The sequence below is a fragment of the Bradyrhizobium sp. 141 genome, assembly GCF_023074055.1.
GTDB lineage: Bacteria > Pseudomonadota > Alphaproteobacteria > Rhizobiales > Xanthobacteraceae > Bradyrhizobium.
Genome location: NZ_JADPKR010000094.1, coordinates 244,243 through 262,060, shown reverse-complemented (window position 1 = coordinate 262,060; position 17,818 = coordinate 244,243). Strand labels below are relative to the sequence as shown.

General features: G+C 58.0%; 11 protein-coding genes and 5 pseudogenes. 7 read left to right on the top strand and 9 right to left on the bottom strand.

Annotated features, from left to right (window positions below; genetic code table 11):
* Positions 1-151 precede the first annotated feature (151 nt).
* The 3 genes and pseudogenes from IVA81_RS28680 to IVA81_RS28670 form a co-directional block, all read right to left on the bottom strand.
* Positions 152-337, bottom strand: coding sequence for a hypothetical protein (locus tag IVA81_RS28680; RefSeq protein ID WP_247324366.1), 186 nt, complete (start codon positions 335-337; stop codon positions 152-154).
* A gap of 161 nt (positions 338-498) precedes the next feature.
* Positions 499-758 (bottom strand): annotated as a pseudogene (locus tag IVA81_RS28675) (hypothetical protein); the annotation flags it as partial.
* Positions 759-811: 53 nt separating this feature from the next.
* Positions 812-1,288, bottom strand: a pseudogene (locus tag IVA81_RS28670) (helix-turn-helix domain-containing protein); the annotation flags it as partial.
* 155 nt (positions 1,289-1,443) lie between these two features.
* On the opposite strand from IVA81_RS28670, the gene IVA81_RS28665 reads away from it, so the two are divergent.
* From IVA81_RS28665 to IVA81_RS28655, 3 genes are all read left to right on the top strand, one after another.
* Positions 1,444-2,040 carry a recombinase family protein gene (locus IVA81_RS28665; protein WP_247324190.1) on the top strand — a complete coding sequence of 199 codons (597 nt, stop codon included), beginning with the start codon at positions 1,444-1,446 and terminating at the stop codon, positions 2,038-2,040.
* A gap of 47 nt (positions 2,041-2,087) precedes the next feature.
* A complete protein-coding gene (locus IVA81_RS28660) occupies positions 2,088-2,303 on the top strand; it encodes a hypothetical protein (protein ID WP_247324189.1) in 216 nt (71 codons plus the stop codon).
* 322 nt (positions 2,304-2,625) lie between these two features.
* Positions 2,626-4,329, top strand: a complete 1,704-nt coding sequence (locus IVA81_RS28655) for an outer membrane beta-barrel protein (protein ID WP_247324188.1) — start codon at positions 2,626-2,628, stop codon at positions 4,327-4,329.
* Positions 4,330-4,811: 482 nt separating this feature from the next.
* Here the strand turns inward: IVA81_RS28655 and IVA81_RS28650 are convergent.
* The 3 genes and pseudogenes from IVA81_RS28650 to IVA81_RS28640 all read right to left on the bottom strand — a co-directional run bounded on the left by IVA81_RS28650 (position 4,812) and on the right by IVA81_RS28640 (position 8,073).
* Positions 4,812-5,995 (bottom strand): annotated as a pseudogene (locus IVA81_RS28650) (Glu/Leu/Phe/Val dehydrogenase).
* 623 nt (positions 5,996-6,618) lie between these two features.
* Positions 6,619-7,071, bottom strand: a pseudogene (locus IVA81_RS28645) (MATE family efflux transporter); the annotation flags it as partial.
* Between the two features lie 12 nt (positions 7,072-7,083).
* Positions 7,084-8,073 (bottom strand): MATE family efflux transporter, encoded by a 990-nt coding sequence (locus IVA81_RS28640; RefSeq protein WP_247324186.1) that lies wholly within the window; start codon positions 8,071-8,073, stop codon positions 7,084-7,086.
* Between the two features lie 754 nt (positions 8,074-8,827).
* On the opposite strand from IVA81_RS28640, the gene queD reads away from it, so the two are divergent.
* The 3 genes from queD (at position 8,828) to IVA81_RS28625 (ending at position 13,751) form a co-directional block, all read left to right on the top strand.
* Complete coding sequence (gene queD, locus IVA81_RS28635; RefSeq protein ID WP_247324346.1) at positions 8,828-9,190, top strand: 6-carboxytetrahydropterin synthase QueD; 363 nt, start codon at positions 8,828-8,830, stop codon at positions 9,188-9,190.
* 859 nt (positions 9,191-10,049) lie between these two features.
* The gene (locus IVA81_RS28630) at positions 10,050-10,742 is read left to right on the top strand and encodes a 3'-5' exonuclease (RefSeq protein ID WP_346659423.1); all 693 of its coding nucleotides are present in this window, start codon (positions 10,050-10,052) and stop codon (positions 10,740-10,742) included.
* A 1,431-nt stretch (positions 10,743-12,173) separates the two neighbouring features.
* Positions 12,174-13,751 carry a recombinase family protein gene (locus IVA81_RS28625; RefSeq protein WP_247324184.1) on the top strand — a complete coding sequence of 526 codons (1,578 nt, stop codon included), beginning with the start codon at positions 12,174-12,176 and terminating at the stop codon, positions 13,749-13,751.
* A 67-nt stretch (positions 13,752-13,818) separates the two neighbouring features.
* Here the strand turns inward: IVA81_RS28625 and IVA81_RS28620 are convergent, their stop codons facing one another.
* Positions 13,819-14,586, bottom strand: a complete 768-nt coding sequence (locus tag IVA81_RS28620; protein WP_247324182.1) for a hypothetical protein — start codon at positions 14,584-14,586, stop codon at positions 13,819-13,821.
* Positions 14,583-15,137, bottom strand: coding sequence for a hypothetical protein (locus IVA81_RS28615; protein ID WP_247324181.1), 555 nt, complete (start codon positions 15,135-15,137; stop codon positions 14,583-14,585). Before IVA81_RS28615 ends, IVA81_RS28620 begins: the two co-directional genes overlap by 4 nt.
* 852 nt (positions 15,138-15,989) lie before the next feature.
* Between IVA81_RS28615 and IVA81_RS28610 the strand changes: the two genes are divergently transcribed.
* On the top strand, positions 15,990-17,693 hold the full coding sequence (locus IVA81_RS28610; RefSeq protein ID WP_247324180.1) for a recombinase family protein: 1,704 nt from the start codon (positions 15,990-15,992) through the stop codon (positions 17,691-17,693).
* On the opposite strand, the pseudogene IVA81_RS28605 reads toward IVA81_RS28610, so the two are convergent.
* A pseudogene (locus IVA81_RS28605) lies at positions 17,666-17,755 on the bottom strand (acyl-CoA thioester hydrolase); the annotation flags it as partial. The gene IVA81_RS28610 and the pseudogene IVA81_RS28605 sit on opposite strands and share 28 nt — an antisense overlap.
* Between the last annotated feature and the right edge of the window lie 63 nt (positions 17,756-17,818).

The following is a 17,818-nucleotide window of genomic DNA, read 5'->3' as shown; positions in this document are numbered from 1 at the left end:
GCCCTGATAACGACAGAGCGTAGTGCAGATCAGTCTGGAGTGGTGGGAGGCCCCTGAAGCTGTTCCTGGAGTCGCCCAAGTGATCCCGCCGCAGATCATCCTCGATCTCGACGCCACCCACCTGTACACGGGCATCAGGAGGGAGGCTTCTTCAAAGGCTATTACGCTGCTCGATATATGTGCTGGTGTTCTGGAGCCGGCATATGCTGAGGGCCAAGCTGCGGCGCGCGGACATCGATGCAAGCGCAGCCAGAACGTTGCGCAGATTGTGCGGCCGTTCGACCCATTTGGCCACCATCTTCGGCGTGGTGTTGAACTGGCGCGCGGCGGCGTGCATTGCTCAGTCCCGCTTCCACACACCGCACCATGGCCTCTCGACCTTTCGGCGTCAGGGGAGCATTCTTTTGGCTGTTCATCTGGTCTTTCCGTGGAACACTGAAGCTTCGCAACCTCAGCTTCCTCGGTTCGGACCAGATGGACAACCTCCTGAAAGACCACATCTAGCTCATGCACCGGCGTGGTCTTCCCACGCCTGATGATGTCGAGCGCCACGGTCTGATTGGTGTCGCACCCCAGGCACCGAACTTCCAAGTAAAAATAACCGGCATTGATCGCGTCGCCGATCGTAGGTGACGGCGGGGTCGGTCCCTTCCACGCCTCACAAGCCAGCTTGTCGACTTGCTTGCGCGCCTCCATTGCACGCTCGGCCGACATTCTGATTTGAGTGCCGAACAGAAACCGCGGGATTTCGTGGACATGGCGCTACAGAGAAGCGCAGTAAGACCTTCAACGCAAACAATCAAATAGTGGGGGCACGAGCGGTGCCGTGAAGTTTCGGGTCGGTGCTCTCACACCAGGACTTGCGAGCCGCGAGGTCAATCTTGTGGCTGCGCAGGAACCGCCAAACATATTGGACGTCAACATCGCCCAGCGCCTCGGCCAGCAGAGGGCCTGTCCAGCGTGCAAACCCTTGCGGGGCCGGCTTATCCAGCAGCTTCAGAATCCGCTTGTCGGTGACCTTCGTATAGATCGGCTGCTTGCCGGGCCGCGGCTTGTCTTGCAGCCCTTCAAGGCCATGATCGGCATAGCGGTGCCGCCAAAGGCTGACAATCCGCGGCTGGACTCCGACTTCTTTGGCGATCGACCGGGTGCTGCGCCCATCCGCCGCCAACAGAACGATCCGCGCTCGCTTCAAATCGCGCTGCAACGTCATTGGCGAGCGACAACACGCCTCAAGCACCTTGCGATCTTTCCGCGAAAGGTGGACTTCTTTTGCTTCGGGGATCATCCATATCTTGAATCACGACTCACGATCCAAGAAAAGTGGGTACTGCTCTCGTTCATGGCGTATCGCTCTCCTTGAGAGGTTCTGGCAGGCTCGACACCCGCCTCGATACGCCGCCTATCTCAGTCCGTCATCACCCAGCTTAGTCAGAGATCGAAGTGATCGATGATGATCTCGGTCGTTCAGCCGCCGGCGGCGTACAACGCGCCGGTTTCGAGCGAATGGTAGCGGAGGTTTGCCTCGGTAAGGTTGGGGCGGTTTGCGCCCGCGAGGTCTCTCGCTTCGCTCGCAACAGCCGGGATTGGCAGCAACTCATCGAGATGTGTCGCGTGGTCGATACCGTCCTGGTCGATCAGGAGACGATCTATGCGCCAAGGCACGGCAACGACCGCCTGCTGCTCGGGCTCAAGGGCAGCCTCAACGAGTACGAGTTGGATCTGTTGCGCCAGCGCTCGCTCTCGGCCCGCTACGAGAAGGCGCGCCGGGGCGAGTTGGTTGTGGCGGCGCCGGTCGGCTTCGTGAAGGCCGGCGACCGTTATGAGAAAGATCCGGATCGGCGTGTCCAGGAAGCGATCAGGCTGGTGTTCGACAAGGTCGAGGAACTGGGCGGCGCGCGACAGGCGCTCTGCTGGCTCCACGAGTACAATCTCGATCTGCCGGTGAAGCAGACCAACGGGGACACGGCCCGGCGGGGACCACACTACTCCGCCATCGGCAGGCTTAAACACCGGGATGTGGTAGTTCGAGCGCATTGATGTGACGCGCTCGCGGGTACGCGATTGCCGTTGCCGGTCTTGAGGCCATGGCGATTGAGGAAGCCGGCAATGAGATCGTCGCTGGCGATCAGCACCAGTTGGCGCACGGCTGGATGATGTCGGCGGAGAGCATCACGCACCTGATCCCGCCGTTCCTTAGCTCTCTTGGCGGCCGCGATTGCAGCGGCGATCGCCCCATGACGCCAAGCAGCGCTTCCTCGATCACCGCGCTGAACGATGCGGAGTTGAATGCCCTACATTAACGCGCGTCCCGCGTATTGAGGGGCGATGGGACAACTGTTCGAAGCGCAACGTCCTGTCGGACGATAGCAGCGCAGACTGTCAGTCTTGAGACAAATGTCAGCAACTTGACGCTACACACCTTACGGAGTGCCTGCAGAGCCTCGAACTCTCTTCGGCACGAGGTTTGCGTTGTTCACGTCATCATCACCAATCGCAGTGCGATGGTCTTCGGGACGGACTCGGCGCGCATCGCCGTTAGCGTCTGGTCCGCCCCGACGGCTTGCTGCGGCGATAACTTAAGGGCGCTCGGTTGTGGACCGAGAAAATGCAGGGAAGTATTGGATGCGATCTGGAGTTCTTCTTTCGGGAGCCACAACAATTGCGCTCATCGCAAGCGGTGCAGCCAATGCGGCGAACCTTGAGCCGGAAGTGAAACTGCCACCCGCGGTGTGGAGCTGGTCCGGAGGCTATATTGGCGGGCACGTCGGCGGTGGGTACGGCCGAACCTCCTTCAGCAATCCCTACGGTCCGTCAATCTATGGCGGCGGCGTCGATACCCCAGTGTTCCTCGCAGGAGGCCAGATCGGCTACAATTGGCAGAAGAACGGCTGGGTGTTTGGCGTCGAACTAGATGCCAGCCGTGCTGTCTCCGATGGCACAAATACTTGCCTGGCCGCCTCGGGCTTTGTTGTGAGCGCAAACTGCACGGCAGGTCCAAACCTCTTTGCCACCGGGACCGGCCGCGTCGGTTACGCGTTCGGCGCTCTCGGCCATACGCTGGCCTATCTCAAGGGAGGCGTGGCTTGGCAATACAATCAGGGCAACGTGCTCAATAACAACGAATATAATGGCCTGCAGCCACAGGAGAACACTCATTTCGACTATGGTCAGGTCGGTGGCATCATCGGGCTGGGCATCGAGCAAGCGCTTACGCCTGCATGGTCGGTCAAAGTAGAGTATGACTATCTGCATTTCGGTGGGCCAAGTGTCGTAACGCCTCCGACGGTGCAGCTTCCGCCGTTGGCAATTCTTCCGGCGAACACAACGAGCCTGTCCAGCAACTATCACATCGGAAAGATGGGGTTGAACTACCATTTCGGCCCGGACCCATGGGCGGCCCAATGGTCCGATGCGCCGCTGTACGCGAAAGCACCTGCCGGCGCGCCGCCGATTGCTTACACGGCCGGTTGGTCGTTCGAAGGCGGATCGCGGCTCTGGCTCAGCCGGGGACGATTCCAATGGGACGCCAGCGCTATTCCCGATGAGATCGCTACTGAAGATCCTAACATTCTTATATCAAGGCTCACCTACCACGGCCTAGATGGACTTTCCGGGGAATTATTTGGCCGTCTTGACAGCCCGTGGGGAGTGTTCCTGAAGAGCAACGTCGGCATCGGGCGCTTCGAGAAAGGAAAGTTCAACGATGAAGATTGGGGCATCCCTCGCAGCTCATATAGCAACACGATATCGGGCCAGGCAAACGGGAGGTTCACGTACTACACGGCCGACGTAGGTTACGATTTTTTGCGCGGCGCCAACTACAAGCTCGGCGGATTTATCGGCTGGACCTATTACGCCCAGAACTCCGACACGATGGGATGCATGCAGATTGCCAACCCCATGCAACTATGCCGGGCGTCCGCTGATCAAATTATTGGCAGCCAGGATACGCAGTGGAATGCACCTCGCGTCGGCCTGAGCGCCGAAACCATGCTTACCGAGCGTTGGCGTTTAAGCACGGATGTCGCTTACCTGCCTTGGACCGATTTCGCTGGTCGCGACCACCATCTCTTGCGCCCGACGACTACCTTTGCTGATCAACGCGGGAACGGAGGCGGGGGTGTACAGGTCGAAGGCGTGTTGTCCTACTTCATCACCAATAATCTGAGCATCGGCGTCGGCGGGCGCTATTGGGCAATGTGGACCCAAAAGGACAGCGAAACGATATGCACAGGCTGTTATCCGGGAACCACTGCGACTGGGTTTTCGAAGTTTAGCATGGAGCGCTGGGGTACGTTCTTTCAGGCCTCTTACAAGGTCAATTGAAAAGGCCCCACCGTAGTCAAGCTCCAGACTCCAGCCTTCCTTGGACGAGCATCCTGAAGCCGTACGCGTTTCCCTAGCAGAAGTACCTTGAACCGTCCGAGACGTTTTCGAAGGTGGAAGTCATTACCGGCGTGGCCCGCCGGCGGCGGGTTTACGGTGGATTCCGCCGCCAAATAGTAGTCAGATACTGTCGAGCAGCTGATAGAAACGTGGAAGCGGCGCCAGGCTGGAATCGGCAACTTCAACAAGCCCCGCAAAGATTTGCCCTTGTAGGACGATTCACGAAGTGTGACGGGGAAAACAAGGTTCAATTCTGATCGACGGGCGATTCGTAAGACGCACGCACTCATTCACTAGTAAAGAAGGGGCCGCCGCCGTGAACTTCGGCGGCGACCCACCTGGGCCTACGGTGCAGAAAGTCCGGTCTGTCATCGGCCCGACATATCGAACTGACAACAAAGACATTCAGCGAGATCACATTACTAGCGAAACAGTCCGCGTGTTTCTTTTACTCCGCGAACGCGCTCGACACCTATCGCCATGGCTGCCGTGCGATTGAACAGGTTTTCACGTTTGCTTCGCGCCAGGACGCGCTCGAAAGCACGGTCCAAAAGTTGATACTCCCTACGCGTGAGTTCCTCCTCCTTCCAGAACAGTCGCTGGAGGTCCTGCACCCATTCAAAGTAGCTGACCACGACACCGCCCGAGTTGCAGAGAATATCGGGGATGAGGAAGATCTCCTCCTGATGGCCTTCCTACTGGCTATTTCGGCGTCGATGACCCATTCCAGGGCAGCCGGAACAAGCACGTCACACGGGATCGTCAGCAACTCGCCTGGATCTAGAGCAAGCTCGCTGGAGTAGCCATCCAGGCTACCTTGCGAGGCAGCATGTCCGACCAGCTGTGGTATATCGAGCCCCCGAGGTCGATAAAGCGCGCCCGTGTGATCGCTGACCGCGATCACTTTCGCTCCCATGTTGTGTAGCTCGAGTGCGGTGATCGAACAGACATTTCCAAAGCCTTGAACAACGGCTGCGCCATTGAGTGGGATTTTGAGCTCGTCCGCTGCGCGGCGAACCAAATGAGCCACACCCCGGCCTGTGGCTTCACGGCGACCGAGCGTTCCGCCAGCGCTGACAGGTTTGCCAGTCACGATCTCGGTGACGGTTTGGCCCTGATACATCGAGTAGATATCCATGAACCACGCCATGATCTGCTCGTTTGTTCCAAGATCGGGAGCTATGACATCTGTGTGCGGCCCAACAAACGGGATCATTTCCAGCATGTACCGGCGCGACAGAGTCAGAAGCTCACGGTTCGACAAGCTAGAAGGGTCGACGTTAATTCCGCCCTTGGCGCCGCCATATGGCAATCCGACCAGGCCACACTTCCAGCTCATCCAGATCGCGAGCGCTGCGACTTCGCCAAGGTCGACGGTTGGCCCGAATCTGGTGCCCCCTTTTGTAGGGCCAAGTGTAAGGTGATGCTGCACCCGATAGCCTTCAAAAACCGCCGTTGTGCTCGTCATCACGGTGAATTGGGCACGACACCGTGACAGATCGCTTCGGCAGCAGCAGGCGGGGTCTTACGGTATCCCCAGATAATTCGCGATCACTTCGAATTGCTTTACGGCCATCTCAAACACTGGCCCAGTGTAGACAGTCACGATAGCTCCTGAGGCTGGATATGAAACATTGGAATGCTTGTGCTTCAGAGCACCGAGCTCCCTAGTGCGTGTTGCGCGTTTCAGTGTGGGCGAGACAACTAGTCCAATCAGCAAGATTGCGTCTCGCGGTCACGCCAAAAATATGACCAATGCGATGAAAGCGAGATTGACCGAGGCGGCCACGACGGCCCAACAGCGAATCGTGGCAGGCGAAAATTCAAGAGCGTCCTGCGAAGTGTCGACCCAAAGCGGCGGCATTCAAGTCAGCTCCAAAGACCCGGGTTGAGAGACAAACCCGCATAAGCGCAGAAACACCCACTCTGCTAAAGCCGAGCCTTTCGACCGCGCGTAGAGCCCTTGCCGCCCCGCCAACGCGCTCGCAAAAAGGCACCCCCCGCCTGGCGAGCGGGAGCACATTGGCTATCGCTCGCCGAACTGCCCGATCCGTCCGCTAGGCGAGCCGGTGCGATCCGCGAGTGCGAGGAGCACGCCTGGATGAAGGACCGCGCCGATCGCACGCCCGCGAACCCGCAAAATCCGTGCCCACTGGCAGCGCATCTTGCCGCGAGCTTCTCAGGAGGCTTACGCCCAATGCTCTGGGCTCGATGACATCCGTTCTCAGGTCAACCCGCTATCCCGATTGCTCTTGAACCACGGTGCCGGAGCGCTCGTCTGAGCTCACCGAACTGGTGGAACATGACGAACAGAGCGATCATTCCGGCGCCCAGCTCAGCGATTGCTTGACTGGCTAACAGTCCGTTGAAACCCGCAACCATCGGGAATAACAGTACGGCCGGTATGAAGAGATACCCCTGCCTCGCCAGGGACACAATTGCACTGAGGCGTGCTCTCCCAAACGACTGAAGCATTGCCGTCACGAAACTCTGAACCCCAAACAGCCCAAAGAAGAGATGGAACACGATGCAGGTCGACACGGCTATTTCCGTGACCTTCTCGTTATCGCTAAATAGGCTCGCCAAAGGCCTTGCAAAAATCACAACGGCTGCAGAATACACCATGGAGAATGCGACCGTCACGAAGAGCATGAACTTCGCAGCCTTCAGAATACGAACATAGTCGCGTGCGCCCTAACCGAAACCCAGGATAGCTTGAGCGCCTATGCAGAACCCGGTGATAGGCAGTGCGCCGACCATCAAGATTCGCACAGCTATTCCAACTGCGGCGATGGAATCATCGCCGAACGGTGCAGCAGCTCCATACAACAGCATAACGGCAAAAGCAGATAAGATACTCGTCATTGTCGCCGGCGCGCCTACCAACGCGAGCTGTCTGATCCGATCTGCTCGCAATGATATGTGAGATACCCTGACGAGAACTGTCCCGCCAAGCTTCGTAAAATACGCGATATAGAGTCCAATAGCAGCGATCTGCGATACCAGCGTTGCGATGGCTGCGCCTCGCACACCAAGGTGAAGCAGGAATATGAAGACGGGGTCAAGCACAGCGTTTAGTAGAAACGCGGTAAGCATCGCCCACATGCTGAATCGCGTATCGCCTTCGGCTCTGACAATGAACCCGCTGACGATGTTTAGAAGCATCAGGGTGTTCCCGAACAAAAGCGTTCCCGCGTAGTCGAGCGCCACGGGCATGATGGTTGGAGTGGCTCCGAGGCTTGCGAATATCGCTGGCAGATTTGGAAGCAGTGCGACGGTAACTATGATACCGGTCGGAGCGGTGAGGGCGAGTGCTGTACTTGCGCCTCGACTCGCCTCTAGGTACTCACGAGCGCCCAGATGACGAGATATGAACGACGCCGTTCCAACCCCGATCCCCTGTCCGACTGCCGCGAGCAGGACCATGATCGGCAAGGTCATGCTCACAGCTGCGATCGCCTGCGCGCCAAGTGCGCCAACAAAGATCGCATTGACGACCTGCTGTAACGCATGGATCGATAACCCAACAACAGATGGAATGGCGAGCCGCAGGATAAGGCTCGAGAGATTCGGGTCCGATAGATCGATGTGCTGTTTCTTCTGTGGCATCAAATTGCGCTCGCTCTCGAGCGCGAATTCCGTATCCGGCTCATTCATGGATGAACGTGTCGCGAGCTTTTCCAAATTCGCTGATCGCGTACTCAGCGCAACCCTCTCCGGATCTGCTCCTTGCACAGGGGTACATAAGTTTATCTGCGCCAATCGATCGCCGTGATCGCGTAAATCCGTTTGACGTTTCACAAGCTGATTTTTGCCTTAGTCGATTTTCCCTAGGTATACGCCTCCCGGCAATCGTAGCCTTCTGCGGCTCTTAAGTCAGAACAACGAGGATCCTGATTGAGGTGTTCGTGGGTAGCCACCCAGGTTCTGCCAGTCATATTGTGCCGTTCTGCCCTTTGTTGGCTTCCCGTCGGTTGCGTTCATTTCTGTTTCCTCGATGATGACCGGCGGGGGAACGCGGCCGGACCCTAGCGCCTCAAGTTGGCTTCGGCATCTACCGGATCTTGTAGTAGACGCTCCATCGCCTGCATGGCACAGGCAATGAACGTGCCCAGAACCACTGTTGCGGTTCGGCGACGATCTCGTGCAAGCGCTCCATGATCTCGGGTTCCTTATCGCGATCGAGACGAACGGCAGGCTGCCGGTCCCGGCCGGCGTGGTGACTCGATTTGCGTCAGCAAATCGCGCCGCGTGGGCATCACTCGCGGACACGAACTCAAAATTCGTGTAGCCGCAGCCGGAAGCTCTGCCGGACCGGTTCGATGAGAGGGGGCTCGACAATTTGACGCCGTCGACCACATGCGGCACGCCGTCGCGTAATGTCTGCTCATCGGAAATGGCGACTCAGCGTGCAATCCCACAAACATCCCGGCATCAGATGAAGATATCCCAGGTATTTAAGTTCGAGGCAGCGCACCGACTTCCAAACGTCCCGCAGACACATCGCTGTCATCGGATGCACGGTCATTCCTATCGGGTCGAGGTCGTGCTGAACGGGCCCGTCGATCCGCACACCGGGTTCGTAATGGATTTCTTCAACATGGAAGAAGCGTTCGGTCTTCTTCTAAAGAAGCTCGATCACCATTGCCTGAACAAAGTCCCGGGACTGGAAAATCCGACGGCGGAATATATCGCCATCTGGATCTGGAAGCACGCGAAACCGTGCCTTGCGCAACTCTCGAGCGTGAGGGTGTACGAGACGACCGATTGTTGGGCGGAATATGACGGGCCCGATCGCTGAATTCAGCGCTCATTTTGGACTGTGTCGATGCGGCACGCCTGTCCTTCTTCGGCTCCGAAGCCGACTTGCTCGATCTGCACTTCGGCTCCTCGTCGGCCGGCTCCGCGGGCAGATTCCCGTGCTCGCGGAAGGCCCTTGGATCTCGCGGGAGGTCAGAGGACCGCGCCCGGCTGGGTCATGAGGCCCCCCTAGCACGTGACCGCATTCGGCCAGACGATCCGGAATCCCACGTTGTGCTAACCGCCGGAACTGTCTGGGGGATTCGTTGGAGCGAATTCGATGCTGATTGTACCGGAGAGAGGACCCTCGATCCCGGACGCTCGCGGCTGGGCGATCTCGGTGCTGCAGCAGGTCGGCGCTAGCCGCGAATGCGAGGAGCACGGGTGGATGCGAGCGTGCCATAGAGATCGCCATCAATATCCGCCGTTCGACACTTCGGCGGGCGAAGCCTCTAGTGAAGTTGGCAAGGTGCTGGACTCGAGCGTCCCCGCTGGCTGGTCGCGGATGCCGTTTCGCCCGACCGGTTATTTCCACCCAGCCGATAGCTGCGGACGTAAACCGGCGAATAGCTGTCCACAGGCACCGATGCCTCGCCCGAGCGCATCCGGTAGAGTGCAGTCAGGTGCACGCGGAACGCGATTTCATCTGTTGACCAAGAAAATGACCGATCCCGTAACCTGGCCGAAATGGCGGCCGCGCTCGAGCAATCACGGGATTATCGCATCTTGCGCCGGCTCGTTCCGCGGCCAGAATTCGCTGCGAGCAACGATGAAGCAGCCAAGACTGCTCTCCTACTGGATGTCGAGACGATCGGCGTGAATTCGACCCGCGATCAGATCATCGAGCTTGGAATGGTCAAATTCGCGTACCTACCGGACGGCCGGACCACCCGAGCCCGCGATACATTCAGCTGTTTCAACCAGCCGTCGGTGGCCATCCCCCCGAGGTTACGGCTCTCACCGGGATTACCGACGAGATGGTCAATGGCCACAACCTTGACCCGAATCGCGTTGCCGCCTTCGCGGCAGATGCCGTTGTCGTCATTGCGCACAATGCCGCTTTCGATCGCACGTTCATGGAGCGTTACAGTCCGTCGTTTGAGCATCAAGCTTGGGCGTGTTCGGTCAGTGAGATTGAATGGCGCAGTCATGGCTTCGAAGGCTCACGGCTGCCGTATCTGCGGATGAAGGCGGGCCTGTTTCATGAGGCTCATCGCGCTGTCGATGACTGCCTCGCGCTCCTCGAGATCCAACCCTTGCAGCTCCCCGATCACAATAGGACCGTTCTTTCCGCACTGCTGGAACGTGCGCGGCGCAAAACCACTAGGATCTGGGCCGAACATTCGCCGTTCGAGCCGAAGGATGAACTCAAGACGCGTGGATATCGCTGGAGTGACGGTATCGATGGACGCTCAAAGTCTTGGTACATCGATGTCGACGAAAGCGATCGAGACGCGGAAATCGTGTTCTTGCAAAGGACGATCTATCAGCGCGAAGTGGAGCTCCGCATTCAGAGCCTGACAGCTTTCAACCGCTTTTCCGTCAGGAGCTAGAAGGAGACCGGTGCTGCTCGATCCGGAAAATCTACACGAAATCCGCAACAGGCATTAAGACGATTGTAGACACGAGGCCGGACCAAACGCCGGGGTTGAGCCGATTCGTGCTTCCCGCGCCGTCTCGCGCGACAACGTGGTGTATGTGCCTGCATGCATGATGATCAGGCTTTACGCGAGAAGCGGCCTTTGACGGACGACCGGGTTTGACGGGAATCTGGGTCGAGAGGCCCTCATCAATAGGCACGTTCGGCTTCGGTAGGTTCCCGTTCCACGCCAGGCTCATCGAGCGCCTGACGCGCCACGCCGGCGAAGCCATCTGGCGTCAGCCGCGAGGGACTGGCACGGCCATGGGGCGTAGCCGAGCCGTGCGAGACAGCCCTTGCCCAGAAGGGTAGGAAGCGCGCCCAAGGCCTGATCTTCGCCGCCGAGACTTGGTGAACTCACGCGCTAGGAAGACAGCCTCATCCTTCTTCCGCTCGATCTTCTGTTCGATCTTTTCAAGCGAGGTCTGATGCTTTGGGGTCGCGGTCTCCGTTCCCGCAAAACATGGACACATAAAGCCGACAACATTTAATAAAATAGGCCACGGGCACCATCGACGGTGTCTCGCCAGCCGACATGGAGGAAATCCGTGAGGATCCAGACACCGGACGGGACCTGGGCAGCGAGTTCAGTTTTGAACTCCTTGGATATCGGAGCGGAAGGACTCTATCAGAAGTATGCGTTTTTCTGACAGTGCTTTTCGACGCCCGATTACGGAGCTCACGCAGACGGAGTGCTTGCTCTTGGAGGCTCGACGCAAGGATCATCGAACCAGCGGAATAAGAAAGACCCAATCAGCGACGGTTCCTTGGGGTCGGACCACCGCGTCTGGGCTGTGCGCGACAATTCGCCGCCAGCGGCCAAATTTTATTGATGGACGAGCCGGCGCTCCGCGGCAGCCACTACACATCTGTACGAGAAGCCTCGTGAACCGAGAACGGGTCCGCTAGGCACCGGTCTCCCAGCCACAGACTTACGTCGCCCACCCGCAAGTATTTTTACTCCGCTTTGCTTAGCGTATCTGCTCTCGACTACGCGCCTCATCGCTAGGAATGCCCTCACGCGCGCCGCGGCACTTGAAGAATTTCATTTTCATTCGACGCTGCCGAAGTCAGCATGAGAGAAGCGTTGCGAGTAATCGCTGCGGCTTGGCTGCAGCGCAGCGCAGAAATTTACGCTAGCTTCTGCTCGCGAGTTTGCAAATGCGTACCCGCATCCGATCTCTCCGAAGACAACGAGCGATCATTCGACCGCTTGCCCCCTCTCATCCTCAGAGCTGGGATAATCCGGACAATGAGGAAATCTGGTTTGAGTTGGCGCGCGCTATCGGACGTCAGGTCGCACGGGATGAAAATCACGGCTCGGGGCAGCCGATAAAGGACCGGCATGACGACAGCGTCGAAGAAAACGGCCGTACTATACGCCCGTTATTCCAGCGACATGCAAAAGGCGACCTCGATTGACGGTCAGCTATTGCTCTGCCGGAAGGTCGCATTGCGCAACGGCCTCGATGTCATCGGCGAGCTTGTGGATGCCGCAAAATCTGGTCTTACCGAAGGTGCGCGGGACGGCTATCAGCGCTTGCTCAACGGTGTGAGAAACCAGGACTTTGACGTAGTCGTGGTTGAGCATTTCGACCGCTTGTCGCGCGATCCCGCAACCATCCAGCGTCTCAAGCAGGTTTTTGAGTTCAACGGCGTTGAGCTGATGGATCAGAAAGGGGTCTATGCGACCGCCACTGACATCAGCATCGCAAGTCTCTACAACACGATTTACAAGCCGCAGCTCGCCGAAAAGGTTCGGCGCGGCCATGACAACGCTGTTGCCAACGGAAGAATTCCTGGCTCATACGCCTATGGTTATCGACCGAGGCCGGGCGCGCCGGGCGAACGCGTGATCGATGAGAACGAAGCAAAGATAGCGCTCCGCATCTTCACCGAATATGCAGCGGGCCGCTCGACCCGAACTATCGCCGCTGATCTCATCCGCGACGGCGTGCCCTCACCAGGGGCAACTCGTCACAAGAACAAGGCTGGCCGTACCACCTGGAATCATCAGTGCATCACAGGCGGTCGGCATGGTCGCGGCATTATCGGCAACGATCTATATATCGGCGAGATACATTGGAACGTTCGCTCGACAATTCTCAACCCGGAGACCCAGAAGAAACAGAAGCGCCGCAATCCAGAAGAGCGCCATATCGTAGTCAAAAAACCAGAGCTGCGGATCGTTCCACAAGTGCTCTGGAATCGAACGCAGGAGGTTCGTAGCGCGCGCGCCGTATCTATGTTCGGACCGACTGGCAACCCGCGGCGTCGGGTCGTGATCCCGCGCAACAATGAGCACCCGCTTGCCGGTGTGCTCCGGTGTGGCGTCTGCAATGGCCACATGCGAATCGCTCAATCCTCGCGTAACGGTGCACCGCGCGCGGCATGCGCGAGCGCGCATCAGCGGAGCACCTGCGAGCACACCCGTAGCTTTGACATGGACGTTCTGCTCGAGGATGCTTCCGACAAAATCCAACTGAAATTGCTTTCGCCGAAAGCCATTGAAGAGGCGATGTGTGCCTGGAAGGAGGAGCGCAAAAACGATCGGAATAAGGGCAGCGAACACGCTAAGCTAGAGCGTCGACGCCGCGTGTTGACTACCGAGATCGAACGCCTGTCATATGCCATCGCAAATAGCCGTCGGAAGCCGGACGAGTTGCTCAAGCGGATCGATGAGTGCGACCTGGAGCGGGAAAGCGTTGAAGAGCGCTTGCGGCTGCTGGGCGGTGGCGGCGAAAATGTCATTGGCTTCGATCACCCGAAATTCGGTGACCGATACCGTTCGGAGGTTACGGCAAGATCTTCCAGGAATTCCTCGCTCTCGCGGGTCGGCTCTGCTGGTCCACCTTCGGCCTCCAGATGCAGCCCAGGAAGCGCGTGGGGATTGTCGAACCGCGCGGTTGAGCTTTTGGGGTAAAACGTGAATACTATACCGAGTCGTACCGGACCTCCACCATGGCAAAATCGCAAATCCCAAGCAAAATTCAGGTCGCTCTCTGGGCCAAGGCTGGGGGACGCTGCGAGTATCGCGGATGCAACGAGGATCTCATCGGTGACCTGATCGCCGGCCGTGAGGATGGAAAGTTTGGCTTCATCGCGCATATCGTGGCCGACAGTGCAGACCGGCCACGCGGCGATCCCGTTCGTTCGCCAGCGCTCGCCAGAGACCTGAACAACCTGATGCTGCTCTGCGCAAAGCACCACAAGGGCGTGGACGTCGATTCGTCAACCAGTTCTTGCCGCCCGTCAACGAGGAGCAGGATATCTTCAGCGTCGCGGCTGCCGATAAGGTCGCCGCCACCTCTGCCGCGATAAGCCTCCAGCTTCGTTGCGATGAACATGGGCGGGGCGAGATGCCGGATCGTGATGTTTTCATCCGGTGACGTCTCAACGGCTGTTTCGATCCCCTTTGCGTACCAACGATTGCTGAAGCCGAGGATCTCCTCGTCGTCCGGCATAAAGTCGACCTTGAGCTCGCCAAGCTTCATCCGGCATATGACATTGTCGTCGACTGCCTCGGAGAAGCCCTGCTTGCGAAGTTGCTCCAGTAACTTTGCCCACTCCGGGAAGCCGGCCAGATCCACATTCAGGTCGACATCATCTGTGGCTCTTACTCCCTCAAGCGTGACCGGATCCATTATATAGAGAGCCGTTGTGCAGCCGCCCACAAAGACCAATCGCGCAAGAAGTTGATCGCCGAGCGCGACGGCAACTGTCTTCAGCATTTCCTTGAGACGGCTTTGAATCGTCATCCTAGCCTCTCCTTAAGCAAATTGCTGGCGAGGTGTGCTGCGCGCTGATTACCGAGTCGTATCGCGTCCACGAGAGCCAAATAGGCGTAAAGGCGATCGTCCTTCTCTGCGGCTTCTGGCACGGTCTTGAACAGAGGCTCGATTGACTCGCCCATCTCGCGGCCGCGCGCATAGGGCCAGACGTGGATCAGGCTGCCAGCGCTGTGGAGCGAGTCCTTTAGGACAGGGGCGGCGAAAGCTGTCGGCACGCCGCGCTGCATCGGACCTGGTTTTGCCGGGAAAACAAACTTCAGCCCGTGGGCAATAAAATCGCGCAGGTTCCTGCGATTGGGATTTGGACGGTTGGTGTTGCGGTCCTTGATCGCCATGCCGGATGCGAGACTGCGATTGATCGAGGCCGCGATTTCCGTTTTGCTGATTCCGAGAGAGGCTTCGAGCCCTCTCACCGAGTACGGGTCCTCACCGTCCAGGTGGACGTCTGTCCCGGTTGCGTGTTCATGATCCTGCAAGCTGACGAGCTTTAGCAGGACGACAATATCCTGGCTTTTCATGGTTCCGCGCTGTCCTCAGTCCTCGGACAGAGGACTGCGCCCCATGGGTTGGCTTGTCAAGTTTTACTCGGATTCAGCAGAATCGCCAGATAGTTCCTCGCGCCGAACCAGCTAGAGATCGGCGCGGGTAGGCAGCTTACTTAAGGATATTCGACGGGTCTTTCCTTAGGTCGCTCGGGATCGCGTTTCGGTGGCCTCCTTGCTGTGCGCCGGCTCCCAGATTCTGCCGCGATCACGGGGATCGAGAGGATGGTGCAGATGCTAGCGAGCAGGCCTAAGACATCCCTGCAAGGAGACTGGAGTGCGGCTGCCGCGCTTTCAAACGCAAGCCATAGCGCGGGCATGCCCACTTGGTTTACGGAGGCGATCGGTCCCTCCAAGTGATCGGCCGGAATCGTTTCGATAGCGCAAGTATTTTTTCGTAATTTTTTCCGCCGCGTTTTCCCATCGCTACGACGAACATGCAGCCGCAACGCAAACGCGCGACATCGCACTTTGCGGTGCAGCGGCGACCGCGTTTATCTTGGCGCGGACGTTTGTCAAAGTTGTCGAGAGGAGAATTCAGCTACTCCGTCCAGGTTCATGCGATGGCATCCGAAAAACTTCGAGAAATCACGCGCGCTACGCCATTGATGCTTGCAGACGCGATCGCCTGCGCTACTGTGTAATGCGTAACGGGACGCGATCGCATCCGAGACAAAAAGCGATCATCCGACCGCTTGCCCCTTCGCACCCTCAGAGCTGGGACAATCCCGACAATGAGGAAGTCTGGCTCGAGTTGGCGCGCTCCATCGGACGACAAATTGCACGGGACGAAAAAGCCGATTTGGAACACCGAGATAAGGGAACGGCATGACGATAGTGTCACCGAAAAAGAGGGCCGTGCTATACGCCCGTTATTCCAGCGACATGCAAAAGGCGACCTCGATTGACGGTCAGCTATTGCTTTGCCGAAAGATCGCCGAACGCAACAACCTGGACGTGATCGGTGAATTCGTTGACGCCGCAAAGTCTGGCCTTACCGAAGAGGCGCGTGATGGCTATCAGCGACTTCTCAACGGCGTGCGAAATCACGACTTTGACGTGGTCGTCGTTGAGCACTTTGATCGGCTGTCGCGCGATCCCGCAACGATCCAGCGCCTAAAACAGGTCTTCGAGTTCAACGGCGTTGACCTAATGGATCAGAAAGGCATTTACGCGACGGCTACCGATATCAGCATCGCGAGTCTCTACAACACGATCTACAAGCCGCAGCTTGCTGACAAAGTTCGGCGCGGGCACGACAACGCCGTCGCCAACGGAAAAATTCCCGGCGCGTATGCGTACGGTTATCGGCTGAAGCCTGGCGCGCCCGGTGAGCGCTTGATCGACAAGAACGAAGCGAAGATCGTACTCCGCATTTTCAAAGAATATGCTTCGGGCCGTTCAACCCGAGAGATTGCCGCCGATCTTACCCACGAAGGCGTGCACTCGCCCGGTGCCACCCGTCACAAGAACAAGGCTGGCCGTTCCACTTGGAATCATCAGTGCATAACTGGTGGTCGTCATGGTCGCGGAATTCTCGGCAACGAGTTGTACATCGGCGAAATTCATTGGAATGTTCGCTCAACAATTCTGAACCCGGAGACACAGAAGAAGCAGAAGCGCCGCAATCCGGAAGAACGCCACATTTTGGTCAAGAATCCCGAGCTGCGAATCATTCCGCAAGAACTCTGGGATACGGTGCAGAAAGTGCGCAGCGCGCGCGCCATCCATATGTTCGGACCAACGGGTAAACCGCAGCGTCGCCCGCTGATCCCGCGTAACAATGAGCACCCGCTTGCCGGCGTACTCCGCTGCGGCGTTTGCAACGGCCATATGCGAATTGCACAATCGTCTCGGAACGGCGCGCCGCGTGCGGCATGCGCCAACGCGCATCAGCGAGGCACCTGCGAGCACACCCGAAGCTTTGACATGGACGTTCTACTTGAGGATGTTTCCATCAAGATCGATGCGAAATTGCTTTCGCCAAAAGCCATTGAAGAAGCGATGGGTGCTTGGCAGGAGGAACGCAAGAAAGACCGAAAAAAAGGTAGTGAACGCGACAACCTGGAGCGTCGACGGCGAGTACTGACTACCGAGATAGAGCGCCTGTCATATGCGATCGCAAACAGTCGTCGTAAACCGGATGAGCTGCTTAAGCGTATCGATGAGTGCGATCTAGAGCGGGAGAATGTGGATGCGCGCTTGCGGCTGCTGGGCAATGGCAGCGAGAATGTGATCCCGTTCGACCATCCGAAGTTCGGCGAACTCTACCGTTCGGAGGTGAAGAAACTCGTCAGCGCGCTGAAGATCAATCCGAAAGCGATCGAAACCCGCGTCGCCTTCCGCAATTTGATCGACTGCATTGTGGTGCATCCCGGCCGCAAGCGGATGCCCTACGAATATACGCCATACCTGAACAGTGCCGCCCTTTTCGGCAAGAAGCTTTTCCCCGAAAACCGCCGCAAGGCAGAAGAAATTGGCATGTTTGCATACTACGATAATGGCAAGTCAGAGAAGTCCGTGTCCTCGTAATAGACGCGGACCTGCATGTGGTGGCGGCCGTCGCGGATCTCGCCGTCGAGATGGGCAGTCACGTCGCGTGCCTCTTCGCTTGTCGGTCACCAGCCCGTTTTGCGCAAAAACTGGCGGTCGCGCAA